The 15,045-nt window shown below is 41.9% G+C and carries 11 protein-coding genes, 4 tRNA genes and 1 pseudogene; 9 read left to right on the top strand and 7 right to left on the bottom strand.

Annotated features, from left to right (window positions below):
- Positions 1-10 precede the first annotated feature (10 nt).
- On the top strand, positions 11-703 hold the full coding sequence (locus tag A1232T_RS08050; protein ID WP_077448939.1) for a 1-pyrroline-5-carboxylate dehydrogenase: 693 nt from the start codon (positions 11-13) through the stop codon (positions 701-703).
- A gap of 160 nt (positions 704-863) precedes the next feature.
- Here the strand turns inward: A1232T_RS08050 and A1232T_RS08045 are convergent, their stop codons facing one another.
- Complete coding sequence (locus A1232T_RS08045; protein WP_077448938.1) at positions 864-2,237, bottom strand: NAD(P)-binding domain-containing protein; 1,374 nt, start codon at positions 2,235-2,237, stop codon at positions 864-866.
- Positions 2,238-2,490: 253 nt separating this feature from the next.
- Here A1232T_RS08045 and A1232T_RS08040 point away from each other — a divergent pair, with 253 nt between their 5' ends.
- The 3 genes from A1232T_RS08040 to A1232T_RS08030 all read left to right on the top strand — a co-directional run bounded on the left by A1232T_RS08040 (position 2,491) and on the right by A1232T_RS08030 (position 6,572).
- The gene (locus A1232T_RS08040; RefSeq protein ID WP_077448937.1) at positions 2,491-3,150 is read left to right on the top strand and encodes a hypothetical protein; all 660 of its coding nucleotides are present in this window, start codon (positions 2,491-2,493) and stop codon (positions 3,148-3,150) included.
- A 246-nt stretch (positions 3,151-3,396) separates the two neighbouring features.
- Complete coding sequence (locus tag A1232T_RS08035; protein WP_077448936.1) at positions 3,397-5,406, top strand: AAA family ATPase; 2,010 nt, start codon at positions 3,397-3,399, stop codon at positions 5,404-5,406.
- Between the two features lie 59 nt (positions 5,407-5,465).
- Entirely contained in the window at positions 5,466-6,572 is a 1,107-nt protein-coding gene (locus A1232T_RS08030; protein ID WP_077448935.1) for a type I glyceraldehyde-3-phosphate dehydrogenase, read from the top strand.
- A gap of 112 nt (positions 6,573-6,684) precedes the next feature.
- Here A1232T_RS08030 and A1232T_RS08025 read toward each other — a convergent pair.
- The 5 genes from A1232T_RS08025 to A1232T_RS08005 all read right to left on the bottom strand — a co-directional run bounded on the left by A1232T_RS08025 (position 6,685) and on the right by A1232T_RS08005 (position 8,232).
- Positions 6,685-6,775 (bottom strand) — tRNA-Ser (locus A1232T_RS08025).
- Positions 6,776-6,928: 153 nt separating this feature from the next.
- A tRNA-Ser gene (locus A1232T_RS08020) sits at positions 6,929-7,019 on the bottom strand.
- A gap of 72 nt (positions 7,020-7,091) precedes the next feature.
- Positions 7,092-7,433: a CopG family transcriptional regulator gene (locus tag A1232T_RS08015; protein WP_077448953.1), complete on the bottom strand. Its 342-nt coding sequence runs from the start codon at positions 7,431-7,433 to the stop codon at positions 7,092-7,094.
- Positions 7,434-7,617: 184 nt separating this feature from the next.
- Positions 7,618-7,693: transfer RNA gene (locus A1232T_RS08010), tRNA-Asn, on the bottom strand.
- Between the two features lie 463 nt (positions 7,694-8,156).
- Positions 8,157-8,232 (bottom strand) — tRNA-Asn (locus tag A1232T_RS08005).
- 350 nt (positions 8,233-8,582) lie between these two features.
- Between A1232T_RS08005 and A1232T_RS08000 the strand changes: the two genes are divergently transcribed.
- From A1232T_RS08000 to uvrB, 5 genes and pseudogenes are all read left to right on the top strand, one after another.
- Complete coding sequence (locus A1232T_RS08000; RefSeq protein WP_077448934.1) at positions 8,583-9,146, top strand: acyl-CoA thioesterase; 564 nt, start codon at positions 8,583-8,585, stop codon at positions 9,144-9,146.
- A 96-nt stretch (positions 9,147-9,242) separates the two neighbouring features.
- The gene (locus A1232T_RS07995) at positions 9,243-9,908 is read left to right on the top strand and encodes a DUF2059 domain-containing protein (protein ID WP_077448933.1); all 666 of its coding nucleotides are present in this window, start codon (positions 9,243-9,245) and stop codon (positions 9,906-9,908) included.
- A 196-nt stretch (positions 9,909-10,104) separates the two neighbouring features.
- Positions 10,105-11,211, top strand: coding sequence for an RNA-guided endonuclease InsQ/TnpB family protein (locus tag A1232T_RS07990; protein ID WP_077448932.1), 1,107 nt, complete (start codon positions 10,105-10,107; stop codon positions 11,209-11,211).
- Positions 11,212-11,328: 117 nt separating this feature from the next.
- A pseudogene (locus tag A1232T_RS07980) lies at positions 11,329-12,440 on the top strand (ISAs1 family transposase).
- A 144-nt stretch (positions 12,441-12,584) separates the two neighbouring features.
- Positions 12,585-14,702 (top strand): excinuclease ABC subunit UvrB, encoded by a 2,118-nt coding sequence (gene uvrB, locus A1232T_RS07975; protein ID WP_077448931.1) that lies wholly within the window; start codon positions 12,585-12,587, stop codon positions 14,700-14,702.
- 40 nt (positions 14,703-14,742) lie between these two features.
- Here uvrB and A1232T_RS07965 read toward each other — a convergent pair.
- Positions 14,743-15,045, bottom strand: a 303-nt coding sequence (locus A1232T_RS07965; protein WP_077448930.1) for an RNA-guided endonuclease InsQ/TnpB family protein, incomplete at its 5' end; no start/stop codon positions are given.

Raw genomic sequence — 15,045 nt, 5'->3', positions numbered from 1 at the left:
GGATAAGCTCATGAATAAAGTATTTAAACAAGATCAGGCCCAGCAATGTGAAGCTTGGGCTCAGTTAGGGGCGGTTAAACGCAGTATTATTTTGACAGAAGCCAGTAGAAAGCTGGCAGACATCAGCCCTAATGGGGAGCAAGCACAACATCTGTTTAATCATCTGTTGTCTCAAGCAGAGAAGTTGGAACAGGTGATGCGCTTGGAGGGAGCCACGGGTGAGTCTAATGACTTGTACTTAGCGCCTCGTGGTAAAGCTATGATACTGGCTACTGAAGCGGCCAACCCTATTGCCTTTTTGGGGACGCTAGTTGCAGCATTATTGACCGGAAACGAAGTGTTTTTACGTTATCCAAGCTATCAGCAGCTTTGTGAAGAAGCGATGGCAGTTCTGAATCAGTCAGGAGTTTATGCTGGCGTGATGAGCATTACCAATGATTCAGAGTTGGTTACGCTGCTTAATATCAGCCGCTTGGCGGTTATCGGTGCAGTAGGTACGCCGCAAGAGTTATTACAGATTGGTAAGGACCTGTCTGAAACCGAAGGTATTTTAACTCAGTTGGTAGCCGTGACAGATGTTGAGGGTTGTAGCGAGATGTTCCAGCCAGACTATCTTGAGCGCTTTTGTACCGAACGCGTCAAGACCGTAAACACGACGGCTATTGGCGGTAATGCCAGCTTAATTGAGCTGGGTATGGGCTAATTTTAATTTAAGGAATGGCTTATTTAAGTATTATTCGTCAAATTAAAGACCCTAAATAAATAGCCTAAGCAAAAAAAAGCAGCCATTAATGGCTGCTTTTTAATTTGAGCATAGTAGTGATCACCATAGGAATGAGGAACACTTGCTTATGCTTAATGGCTTATGCACTTCTGGATTTCTTCTCTAGAGTAATGTTTAAGAAATGCTCTAAAGAGTCATCCATAATATTTAACCAAGGTTTAGGTAGCTCAGGAGCTAAAGTACCGGTTAATGTAGAGCGATAAGATTTCTCACGGAAGGTCATAATGCCTTTTTTCTTATCTCTCTTCCATTGCTTGAAGATCTCACCTTGTTTTTCAACTTCAAACTCTGGGTAGTCTGTGGCGTCATATAAGTCACGGATATAGCTGGCTTGGAAATCAATTTCACTGTCCGCATCAGTTAAGTTTTCATGACGCTCTAGCCATTGCTGCTCATCTTTTTGACGCTCTTCTAAGCTTGGCAATTCAATCTTACCTAAGATGACATCACGAGCGTACCAAGCTTGGGCATCAAACATATTAAAGGTGAAGTACTGATCTTGCATACCTAAATAGATAAGCTGTGGGTTAGGCTGCCAGAAGATGCCCTTGTATAAGTTCGCTGGATACAAGCAGTTATGAGTTTGTAGACGAAGCTCATCAGGTAAGAATGGGAAATGGAATAAATACCCAGTACACATGATGACCGCATCAAACTTCTGACTGGTGCCATCTGAGAAGAAAGCTGTATCTTCTTCAAAGTGGGTGACTAGCGGTTTTTCAGAGATACCGTCCGGCCACTCATAGCCAAGAGGCTGGGTACGATAGCTAATGGTGACTGATTTTGTGCCGTATTTATAGCACTGAGTACCGATGTCTTCTGCAGAGTAGCTACTGCCAATTAGTAAAATGTCTTGGCCTTCAAATTCTAAGGCATCACGGAAGTCGTGAGCATGTAATACTCGTCCGGTGTAATGTTCTAAGCCATCAAAGTAAGGCATGTTTGGGGTTGAGAAATGACCAGTTGCCACGATGACATGATCAAACTCATTGGTTTCTTGTTCCCCTTTTTTGTGGTCCATGACAGTGACGGTAAACTTCTTGGTCTCATCATCGAAAGTTACCCAACGTACTGGGCACTCAAAGCGGATGTATTTATTGATATCCTGTTTTTCTAGACGACCCATAATATAGTCGCGTAAAACTTCACGAGGAGGATAAGAGGGGATGGGGGCGCCAAAGTGTTCTTCAAATGAATAATCAGCAAACTCTAAACACTCTTTTGGGCCGTTTGACCATAGATAGCGGTACATACTACCGTGTACAGGCTCACCATTTTTATCTAAGCCGGTTCTCCAGTTGTAGTTCCACATGCCACCTATAGCATTTTGTTTCTCATAGCAGACGATTTCTGGTAGGTTTTCGACGCCTGCTTTACGAGCAGCTTCAAAAGCTCGCAATTGAGCCAGACCACTAGGACCTGCACCTAATATTGCAATCTTTTTATGACTCAAAGTTATCTCCTATATAATTAAAGTTTATTGGTGGGGTTACTAACCATAACATTTTTGAAATAGTTTTTTTAGGGAAATGACTGGTCAGTCTACTTTATGCTCACAAAAAGTAAGTAATTTCTGGCGACATTACCTGACGCAAATAAAACAAAGTTAACGATTGTTCTCTTGTTTAGTCATTAAAAATTGCTTAACCTGATAGCAACATATTAGGTAAAGAATACGAAATAATAAAAAGAGATAAGGCTAAATTATGGAATTACTTTCATTCATCCCTATGACTTTAGCATCCGTGCTATCCTCATTTTCTGCGGACAGCGCCAATATTGAAGAGGCGGTCATTAGCACTCATGTCAGTCCAGAAATTGCAGGAGTTTGGGAGTTAGACCTTACGGCGACTCCTGACTTTGCATTGCCCAGCCCAACTATTAAAAGCCGAGATAACAACGGCAATGCTAGGGATGAAGATTTAGAAAATCTAATACAGGCTATTCAAGAGTCAAGTCGTATCGCCCATGAAGCCGAGGCGGCAGCGGATGAAGCAGAGTCTATGGCTGTCTTCAGTGATGAGGGACTTGATGAGGCGGTGAATGAAATCAAAACTTCTGTTCAAAATACACAGTGCCGAGAGCGTTATAACTTTGGGCCAGACAATGTAGTATTGACTACCAGTGGTGAAGAGTGGACCTATGGTAAGTACGTGTATCATCATCAAGAAGAGGGGCTGCCTATTATTGCCATTACCACCACTTATGACAATAATAAGCCGGACTGCTCGGGTATGCAGGTGGATCAAAAGGGAGAAGCCATCATTGCCTACGTATATTATCAGCCCAAGAAGAATCAAATGCGTTGGTGTATCGATGGAGAAGCAAATAACTGTTTCTTAACTTTTAAACAGTTACTGCCTTAGTACAAGCTATCATAGAAGTGACTGCTGCAAGCCTGATTGTGATTGAATGACTTGTGATTGAATGATTGTGCTTTACAGTTTGTACTTTTGATTTTGTGCTTTAAAATGGTCCGGATCTTCTTGAAACAGAGGGCGATCATTGAGCCACCACCCACTAGCCCATGGCGCTATCAAGTGCGGGCAACCCCCTAACTATCGGAGGGGGTCATCAAAAATATTAATATCCTATAACATAAGACCGTACTCATGAAACAAGCGACCGCACTCGATATCTTAAAAACCGGTAAAAACGTATTTCTAACAGGCTCTGCCGGCTCAGGCAAAACCTATACACTAAATGAGTACATTCATTATCTACGAGCCCGACGTGTGCCTGTTGCCACTACCGCGAGTACCGGTATCGCTGCCACACACATGAACGGCATTACCATTCATAGCTGGTCTGGCATTGGCATTAAAGATGAGTTAAGTGAGCGTGACCTTGCCAACCTGTCTCGTAAAAAAATTCTAAAAGACCGCTTAAGAGAGACCGCTGTCCTTATCATTGATGAAATCTCAATGTTGCATGCCAAGCAGTTGAATGCGGTCAACCAAGTCTTAAAACACATGCGTCAAAGTGATGAGCCTTTTGGAGGTATTCAAGTGGTGGTGGCGGGGGATTTTTTCCAGTTACCGCCAGTGGGCAGCCGCGGTGAGACCAACCGTGAAAAGTTTGCCTTTATGTCTGAAGCTTGGTTAGAAGCCGGATTTAAGATTTGCTATTTAACTGAGCAGCATCGCCAAAATACTGACGAGAAAAAAGACGCTATTAACTTAGATAGTATCTTGAACCAGATTCGAGGTGAGGAAGGGGTAAGCTTTGAAGCCATTGAGGCGCTACAAAATACCTTCTATCAAGATGTAGACATCAATAGAACTCGATTATTTACCCACAATGTGAACGTTAATAAGATTAATGAGCACGAACTGGCCTTATTAAATGGAGAAACCGTTACCTATAACGCGATAGCTCATGGGGATAACAAACTGGTTGAAACTCTTAAGAAGTCAGTGCGTACCAGTGATGAGCTGACCTTGAAAGTGGGCGCTAAAGTTATGTTCATTAAAAATAATAATGAGCTTGGCGTCTCTAACGGTACCATGGGGGAGTTGGTCGGATTTACCACCATTAAGCCGTTGAAATCTAGCAGCGATCGTAGTGCCATTAGTGATGATTCAGAATATGATGACATAGAAGATGAGGCGACTGATGGTGCTGATGATGAGACAGATGACACGATAGTCGCCATAGATGGTGAGGATGAGCCCGAGAGTAAGGCTTTGGTCTCTACCGACCGCTATCCCATTATTAAGCTTAATAATGGCCGGCAGGTTATCGCTGAAGGCGAAGAGTGGATAGTAGAGGATGAAAATGGGGAGATTTTAGCCAGTTACACCCAAATACCGCTGACACTTGCTTGGGCGATTACCATTCATAAGTCTCAAGGGATGACTTTGGATGCTGCTGAAATTGATCTGTCTAAGACCTTTGAGCTGGGCCAAGGCTATGTGGCACTCTCTCGTCTTAAATCCCTAGAAGGCCTAAAGCTATTGGGGATGAATGATCTAAGCTTGCGTTTGGATCCTTTGGCTCGAGGAGCGGATTCACGGTTTAAAGTACTTTCTTCTGAAGCTGAGCAAGCCTTTGAAGAGATTGAGGCGGATGTGTTAGAAGAGGCGCATCACCGATTTGTGTTGGTCTCAGGGGGTACCCTGAATAAATCACAGATCGAAGCTTTTGAGAAAAGTTTAAAAAACCGCAAAAAGAAACAAGCTCAAATGCTGGCACAAAAAGATAAATTAAGTAATCAGTTAAATGATCACTCAGACAGCACACTAATGACAACCAAGCTATTGTTAGAAGAAAGCTTAACCATTGCTGAAATCGCTGAGAGTAGGGGATTGGCTCAGTCAACCATTATGGGTCACATAGCTCGCTTAAAGCGAAAACACCCAGATTTGAACTGTGAGCACCTACGACCTGATGTACTGACCTTAGATAAGGTTAGTGAAGCTGTAGAGGCTATTGTGGCAGAGGCTGATCCCAATAATTTTCAAGCGCAGCCTAACGTAGAAAGTACTGGCACAGCGGCTAGTACTAAGCAGGCTATGAATCCGTTTACCAAAGACAGCATCAAGCTGCGTCCTATTTATGAATATTTAAAAGAGCAAATAGACTATAATACTATTCGCTTGGCTTTAATCTTCATTGACTAATGCTAAGCTTTTGATTGCCTTTGCTTATTTTGTTTACTCTTTGATTTTAAGTAGCTTCTATGTCATTTTCTGCGGTATCAGCTGTTAATCTTACCAATAATTCTAAAACGCCTTTACGAGTGGCCATCAATGGCTTTGGGCGTATTGGACGCAATGTGCTTCGCGCATTAATTGAGCGCTTTGAAGTGCTAGGCACTTTAGTACATATTGTGGCCATTAATGATGTGGCAGACGCTGATACCTTGCTGCATTTACTAAAGTTTGACAGTACCCATGGTAGGCTAAGCCGACTAGGGGTAGAGGCGAGTTTACAACTGACTGACTCAGGTACTCATCAATTATGTCTAACTAAAGATGATGAGAAGTACTGCATAGACTTATTAGCGCTATCAGCGCCAGAGCAGTTGCCTTGGCAAGCTTTGAAGGTAGATGTGGTGCTTGAGTGTACCGGACATTTTAGATCGTATGAAGATGCCAGTCGTCACCTTAGTGCCGGTGCCAAGCAAGTTATCGTTGGTGCAGCTCCCTTTGATAAAGTCGATGCCAGTATCGTTATGGGTGTCAACGACGACTTATTGACCCGCAATTTGCCTATTATCTCTAGTGTCTCTTGTACCACACAGGCATTGGTGCCGTTAATTTATGTGTTGGACAAGGCGTTTGGCACTCAGTCAGTGATGATGACAGAAATTCATGCGGTAACGGCAGATCAAAATGTGCTGGATCAGCCGCACCGAGATAAGCGTAGAGCTCGGGCATCTGGCCACAATATTATTCCCACCACCTCGAGCAGTATCGCTGCCACAGAGAGAACCTTGCCCAATATGCTGGGTAAAATCAATGGTCACTCAATTAGAGTACCTACCATTGATGTGGCTGCAATTGATGTTAATTTTATTTTTGAAAAGCAGGTTAGCTTAGAGCAAGTCAGAGAGGTGTTAAAAGCAGCCTGTGAGCCTGGTAGCTCGCTTTATGGCATTATGGGCTATACAGACCTACCGTTGGTCTCAAGTGACTTTATACATCAGCCTGAGTCGCTCATAATAGATGGTGAGCAGCTAATGCAGGTCGGCTCACAATTCAAAGTGTTTGCCTGGTACGATAATGAGTGGGGCTATGCCAATCGATTGTTAGACATGTGCTTATATCTGCACCAGAGCAAGTAGGGCGAATCGTTCTATAAAGCAGAAAAACCTGTCATCTAAAAGTAATAGCTGCTAATAAAACTTAAGACAATAAAAAAGGCCAACTTATCGCTAAGTTGGCCTTTTTAGTATCTGGCGGAGTCGGTGAGATTCGAACTCACGAAGGGCTATGAACCCTTGCCGGTTTTCAAGACCGGTGCATTCAACCGCTCTGCCACGACTCCAATAGGTTGACTATTATAAGCATTTTTCGAATGAATGCAAGGGCAATAAGCCCATAATTTTAATAAAAATTTATTATGATTTATAGCAAGACCATACCTTAAAATTTAGGCATAAAAAAAGCCAACTTATTGCTAAGTTGGCTTTTTAATATCTGGCGGAGTCGGTGAGATTCGAACTCACGAAGGGCTATGAACCCTTGCCGGTTTTCAAGACCGGTGCATTCAACCGCTCTGCCACGACTCCGTAGGTGCAGTATTATAGAGGGTTTGATTTCGATTGCAAGTATTATTTTCAGTTTTTTAAAAAAAGTCAGTTTTATTTTTTATTTTTAGGCTCAAGCTGCTCTTCTAGTAAGCCTTTGGTAGCAAAACTGCTGTGAGTATCAATAATGGCCTTCTCAATAATTGAGGCACTTACGCCATTAGCACGAAGCTTTTCAATGAAGACCTCATCATCGGCTAGGGTATAGCCATCATTGTCGCGGTCCAAGCCCTGGCGAATATATAAACGGATTAAGCCTTGGATGCGCTTGAAGCCATGCTCTTCAGCGGTCTCTTTTAGCAAGCTGATCATCTCTTCTGATAATCTGATGCTAACAGGACGAGTAATTTTTTGAGGATGATCAGAAAACTTATTACGAATATGTGGAGGAATCATAGCCATGTCATTTCTTATAGTGAATTTGAGTCAATAAAATACATTTATAAACTAACACAATCTGTCGAGCTTAACTAGCTGAGGTGACAGGTTTTAGGGCATAAAAAAAAGTCCTAATCAGCGATTAGGACTTTTTATAAGACTTTAAATTAACAGAGTAAGGTATTTAAAATCTTTTAGAATTTGGCTCCCTAACCTGGGCTCGAACCAGGGACACACGGATTAACAGTCCGATGCTCTACCAACTGAGCTATTAGGGAAAAACTTGTTCGACACCTATGTTTTGCTAGGGGTCTTAACTAAGTGATGCGTATTCTAGCCAAGCTTCGGGTGGGTGTCAAGCATTAAAATCAAAAAAAATGCAAAAACTTCAATTTTTTTGATTTTAGCCTCTAAATTGGGGTTTATTCCTTGATTTAGCAATATTTTTTGGCTGGATCAGAGAAGTTATCTCAATAGCTTTAATAATAACTAAGCCAAAACAAAAAATAAAAAAAGCTCGCAAGTCTAAGCAAGGTTAAAAAAGATAAATAAAAACTGAGCCAAATACTAAGCCAAATAAAAAAGCTCATATTAAAAGAAATAATCTAAGGTTTAGTAGGGGCTAAATTTTAGGCAAAAAAAAGTCCCTATCTATCAAGATAAGGACTTTGGCATATGCCATAAAAGTATTGCTTAGTAGCAATGTAGCATGAAGTAAAAATAAAGATTCATGCTAGAATTTGGCTCCCTAACCTGGGCTCGAACCAGGGACACACGGATTAACAGTCCGATGCTCTACCAACTGAGCTATTAGGGAATAGCTGGGTTAACGCGCTTATGTGTTAAGCTGTTTGCGTTAAGTGGGGCGTATTCTATCAAATATTTTTTATCCGTCAAGCCTTTTTTGAAAAAAAATTGAAAATTTATCAAATTTTTTGCATTTCAACGTTTTTCTGGGCTTTTTCGCCAGTTTTTACCTGCAAATCAGTAGCTTGTCATTATTGAGAAGCTATTTTAGTTGCTCAGTATTTGTACTAGTATATCAGATAAGCCGCGAGAGTCAGGGTTATTTAACCGCAGTTTTGATAAAGTAGTAGGCTAAGAATAATGAAGTGCGGTAAATAAGCTAAATTTTGCCCCTTGTTTTTGTCTATATAAAGGAAAATTATGTCACAGATCAATACTTCTACCAGTTCAGTTAGGGCTCCTGTAAAAAATGAGTTGTACATGTCGGTATTAATGACACCCGATATGGCTAACTTTATTGGGAATGTGCATGGGGGTGATTTGTTAAAAATGCTAGATCAGGTCGCTTACGCTTGTGCCAGCCGTTACAGTGGTGGTTATGTGGTGACACTCTCTGTTGATCAGGTCATGTTTTTAGAGCCTATTTATGTGGGGGAATTGGTCACATTTGCCGCCAGTATTAACCATGTAGGTAGAACCTCAATGGAAGTGGGCATTCGAGTAGAAGCTGAAAATATTCAGCAACGTACCGTCCGCCATACCAATAGTTGCTATTTCACCATGGTGGCTGTCGATGAAAACGGTAAGCCTACGCCGGTACCGCCGTTAGAGATTAAAAATGAGCTCATGCAGTGTCGATTTGACGCAGCAGAAGAACGAAAAAAGATGCGTATGCAGCAATCTAACCGTCCCAGCTGTGAAGTTTACAAATCTCCTAACGAAGAGCTAACAGGGGCTTCTAAACCCAGTGATGATTTGCAATAAAATATGGTTCTATAAAATAAAAACATAGACCTATTGAGGTTTAACTAAATTCACTGAAAGTTGCGGATCAAACCCTGCATGAGGTTAAGAAGTCTTATGAAAGTAAATATAAAATCTATGACGGCTAAAAGCGGTAAATGGTTAGCCATAGGCAGCCTAAGCTTATTAGCACTACAAGTTCCTGCACAAGCAGAGCTGATCATCAGTAGTGGTGGCGACTCAGCCAGTGTTCGAGTTGCCGACTCGGCACAAAGTGGTCAGCAGCGTATCATTAATCAAAAAGCCCCTAGTGATGCTTCAGTAGTCAAGCTTATGCAGGTCATGCATATCGATGAGCAAATAGAAGCCATTGTAAACAGCCAACAAGCCGTCGCTGATATCTTGCAGCAGCAGGGGGATAAAACTTCTGCAGAGGATAAAAAGCTGAATAAACGCCAACGTGAAATGGCGAAAAATATGCAAGGGATCTTGGCGCAATATACAAAAATCCTAGCAGGCGGCATTGAAAGTACGGCGACCAAAGAAGAGATGGTTGAGGCCTATAAGGCAGCTGCCAAGGCTCACTACACTCAGCAAGAAGTTAATGCTTTAATTGAGTTTTATGACACCCCTATGGGTCAAAATATTTTAGAAAAAAATCCTAAAGTAACCTCTGAGTTCCTATCGGCTTCCTTACCTGATCAAGAGGAAATGAAGCAAACTACGCAGCAACTTGAGCAATTAATGCCGCAGATTAAACAGGTGATTAAGGATGTTTTTTAAATCAGTCCTTTAATAGCGGGTTAAATTAACAAAAAAGGAAGTGGCCAAACAGTCCCTTCCTTTTTTATTCATAATTTTTTTATCACCAGTCGCCGTAAAACCACCCACTTCAGGCGGTGGATATAAGGCGACACACACTGTCGTAAGAAGTCGTTAAAGGGTTGTAAGTCAAAATTAAACTTGCCATACTAAAGGCATGAAAACCCTCAAACTACGCATTAAAGACAAGCACATAAAAGAGCTGAATCAGCTAAGCGGTTCGGTAAACTTCGTGTGGAACTATGTCAATGCGCTGTGCTTTGAGCATCTAAAATGTACTGGTAAGTTTTTTAGTGCTTATGATTTAAGCCAATACACCAAAGGTAGCGGTGAGTATTTAGGATTACACAGTCAGACCTTACAAGCTATCAATGAGACTCACGCCAAGGCCCGAAAACAATTTAAAAAAGCCAAGCTTAACTGGCGCAGCAATCGTCCCGATGCAAAACGCAAAACACTGGGCTGGATACCTTTTAAAAAGTCTGCTATCAAATACCTAAGCACAAGACAAACGGGAAAGAAAGCACTTAAATCAACCCTACAGCTATCGCTCTCTAAAGGCCAGAAGCTCATCATCGATGTATTCGATAGCTACAACCTCAGCCTATATCAAATTAACACGCTTGAGATAGTACAAGACAGCCGTAATCGTTGGTATGCCTGTATTACTGTTAAAGATTACCCCAAACAAGAAAGTGGTAAGGGCAGCGTTGGTATTGACTTAGGTTTAAAGGAAGCTGCTACTACCTCAATGGGCGATAAACTCACTATTAAGCAGACCCAAAAATGGGCGAATAAATTAGCAGTAGCCCAGCGTGCTAAGAATAAAAAGCGTGTTAAAGCAATCCACGCCAAAATCAAAAACACAAGATTAGACTTAATTCATAAATTCACCACCCAATTAGTTAAGGATAATGCCTTAATTGTGGTTGGTGATGTTAAATCACGCTCATTTACAACTAAAAAAACCAAGCTCGCTAAATCGACATACGATGCAGGATGGTTTGAACTTAAACGACAACTGGAATACAAATGCAAGCATGCAGGTTGTCAGCTTGAGATCGTAAATGAGAGTTACACTACCCAGACCTGCTCGTGCTGCCATAAAATAAGTGACAGTAGTCTTGAGGGTAGAGCGGGTTTGCGAATAAGAGGATGGACTTGTGCTGAGTGTGGCACATGGCATGATAGAGATATCAATGCTGCTAAGAACATCCTTGCGGTCGGGCTTGACCGTCTAGCTGTAGGAATCCTCTCGGTTTAGCGAGGGGAGGAAGTCAAGTATAGATAGGCCAGGGCAAACGCACACTTTTTGAAAAAGTAGTGAGAAAGAGGAGCAAATCGAATAAAGTTATAGGATATCAAAGATAAGGACTATTCTATGACATTTGAAGCCACTTTTAGCATCATTACTGACCCAAGAAAAGATATTAATTTAAAGCACGACTTACTCGACATCTTATTTTTAGTTGTGACAGCCCTGCTTTCAAACGCAGAAGGCTGGGTAGACATAGAAGAATTTGGTAGAACTAAAGAAGACTGGTTAAAGAAATATCGACCGTTTGAAAATGGCATACCCTCCCATGACACCATCGCTCGGGTCATGTCAATATTAGATCCTGACACTTTAAACCAATGCTTTATAAGCTGGGTAAACCAAATAAGAGACCATCAAGACTTACAAATAATAGCCATAGACGGTAAAACCTTAAAGCATTCCTATCAAAGCAGTACAGACAAACTCAGTGCTCTGCACAGTGTCAGTGCTTATGCAACAGAGCAAGGAATCAGTCTAATACAAAAAAAGTCAGATGCTAAAAAAAATGAAGTCAAAGCCGTACTTGATATCATAGATGAGCTACAAATAAAGAAAACAGTGATTACTGCGGATGCCATGAGCTGTTTAGACAAAGTTGCAGATAAAATCATTAAAAAAGGGGCTGATTATGTGTTACAACTAAAAGCCAACCAAGCCCTATTACTAAGAGAAACGAAGGCCTACTTTCATAAAGTAAGGCGAGATAATCCAGAGTTAATCGAAAAAAATCAGTATACCGAAACAACGTCCGAGCATGGACGCATTGAAACTAGACAGTGTACGTAGCTGCTTGTGACAGATTGGTTTGACCATACAGATAATTGGAACAAACTTACTAGTGTGATTGAGATACAGCGTACCCGGTATAATAAAACGACTCACAAACAACTGAGACAGCTTATTACCTCAGTTCCTTAAAGATTGATCCTAAACTGGCTAATAAAACTGTAAGAGAACATTGGAGAATAGAAAATAGTTTGCATTATGTATTAGATGTCACCTTTAAAGAAGATGATTCTAGAATACGATTAAAGAACGCGACTGAGAACATGGCCATACTACGTCGTTTAGCATTAAATTTAATCAAGATTTCTGATAAAAAAGGCAGTGTTAAGTCTATCCTTAAGCAGTGTGCTTGGAATGATGAGGTGCGCGATTTGATTATTATGGGCTAAAAGTGTGCGTTTGCCCTGATAGATAGGCAAGAAAACGACTGACAGTAGCAATAGAGGGCTTTAAATCCTTGGGTTTAACCCCATATTAAGAGCTATAACCCAATCTACTAAATAAAAAATCTAGTAAATAAAAAGAATTCTATTATGCGAATGCCTGAACCAAGATCCTCAAGACAATTAAATCAATTGGCTACTCAGCTACAAGACGAAGCCGAGATTACCGGTGTTAACGTCTCTGGTACCCTAATTTCCAGCCGTGCTTTCGAGATGGTGACCGATTTTGAACCTGCCGGCGATCAGCCACAAGCGATTGAAAAGCTGGTAAAAGGGGTTGAGTCAGGTATGGATGCTCAGCTTTTGCTTGGGGTAACCGGTTCTGGTAAGACTTACACCATGGCCAAAGTGATTAGTGAAACTCAGCGTCCGACCATTATTATGGCGCATAACAAAACGTTAGCGGCTCAGCTGTATGGTGAGTTTAAGTCGTTTTTCCCTAATAACGCGGTTGAGTACTTCGTAAGTTATTATGATTACTATCAGCCAGAAGCTTATGTGGCGGCCAGTGATACTTTTATCGAAAAAGACAGTGCCATTAACGATCACATTGACCAAATGCGACTGTCTGCTACTCGGGCTCTACTTGAGCGCCGTGATGCGATTATCATCTCTTCAGTCTCTTCTATCTATGGCCTGGGTGATCCAGAAAGCTATCTGAAGATGTTATTGCATATTGTGGTTGGGGATGTGGTCGACCGTAATGCCTTAATTAAGCGTCTGGTTGCTTTGCAGTATACCCGTAATGAGCTTGATTTTGAGCGAGGTACTTACCGTTTGCGCGGTGAGCTGTTAGATATCTATCCTGCTGAATCTGAGCAGTTGGCTGTGCGTATTAGCATGTTTGATGATGAGGTTGAGAAGATCAGCTGGTTTGATCCGTTAACTGGTAAGACGGTACGCAGCGTGCCACGCATTACTATTTATCCAAAGTCGCACTATGTTACCCCACGTGAGAAGCTTGAAGCGGCCAGTAAAACCATTCGTGCTGAGCTAGAAGAAAGACTTGAGTACTTTCGTGACAATGACAAATTAATTGAAGCTCAGCGTATTAAAGAGCGTACTCAGTATGATCTTGAGATGATTCAGCAGCTGGGCTACTGTAATGGTATTGAAAACTATTCACAGCACTTATCAGGTCGTCCAGCAGGCGAGGCACCACCCACCTTATTTGATTATATTCCTCCTGATGCGCTGTTATTTATTGATGAATCTCACGTTACAGTGCCTCAAATTGGCGCCATGTATAAAGGGGACCGCTCACGTAAAGAAAACTTGGTGAACTACGGTTTCCGTCTGCCCAGTGCCATGGACAATCGTCCAATGAAGTTTGAAGAGTGGGAAAAAATTAAACCTGCCACTATTTTTGTGTCAGCCACACCAGCACAATATGAGCTTGAGCACAGTGAGCAAATCGTTGAGCAGGTGGTACGTCCAACAGGTCTAATTGACCCCGAAATTGAAATCCGTCCGGTATTAACTCAGGTAGATGATGTGTTGTCTGAGATTACCAAGCGCCGTGAAGTCAATGAGCGGGTATTAATTACCACATTAACCAAGCGCATGGCAGAGGACTTAACTGACTATCTTAAAGAGTATGATGTTAAAGTCGCTTACTTGCACTCAGACATTGATACGGTAGAGCGGATGCAGATTATCCATGAGCTACGTACCGGTGTGCATGATGTCTTGGTGGGGATTAACCTGCTGCGTGAGGGGCTAGATATGCCCGAAGTGTCTTTAGTGGCCATTTTTGATGCCGATAAAGAAGGGTTTTTACGCTCAGAGCGATCACTGATTCAGACCATTGGCCGTGCCGCGCGTAACTTACACGGTAAAGCCATTTTATATGCAGATCGTATTACGCCCAGTATGGAAAAAGCGATTGAGGAAACGGATCGCCGCCGAGAGAAACAGGTTGCCTTTAACGAAGAGCATGGCATTACTCCTAAATCAGCCACTCGAAGCATTACTGATAAGATTGATACTGGTGAGGTTGAGGAAGATCTCAATGACAATCAGGCGATTCCAACCAGCAGTGGTCTGCCAGATGTAGATATCGAGATTCTACGTAGTCCAGACTTATTGGCAAAAGAAATCAATCGTTTAGAGAAGCAAATGAAGCAGCTGTCTCGTGAGCTAAAATTTGAGGAAGCGGCAAAAGTGCGAGATACAGTACTTCAGTTAAAGACTTATATTGTTCAGTAGAGTTGGTTTTGCTTTGAAGCAAGTTGACTTCCTCCCCTCGCTAAACCGAGGGGATTCCTACAGCTAGACGGTCAAGCCCGACCGCAAGGATGTTGTTAGCAGCATTGATATCTCTATCATGCCATGTGCCACACTCAGCACAAGTCCATCCTCTTATTCGCAAGCCTGCTCTACCTTTTGGACTACTGTCACTTATTTTATGGCAGTACGAGCAGGTCTGGGTAGTGTAACTCTCATTTACTACCTCAAACTGACAACCTGCATGCTTGCATTTATATTCCAGTTGTCGTTTAAGTTCAAACCATCCTGCATCGTATGTCGATTTAGCTAGCTTGGTTTTTTT

It is taken from the genome of Psychrobacter pasteurii (assembly GCF_900162815.1).
GTDB lineage: Bacteria > Pseudomonadota > Gammaproteobacteria > Pseudomonadales > Moraxellaceae > Psychrobacter > Psychrobacter pasteurii.
This window is presented reverse-complemented; position numbering and strand designations above follow the sequence as displayed.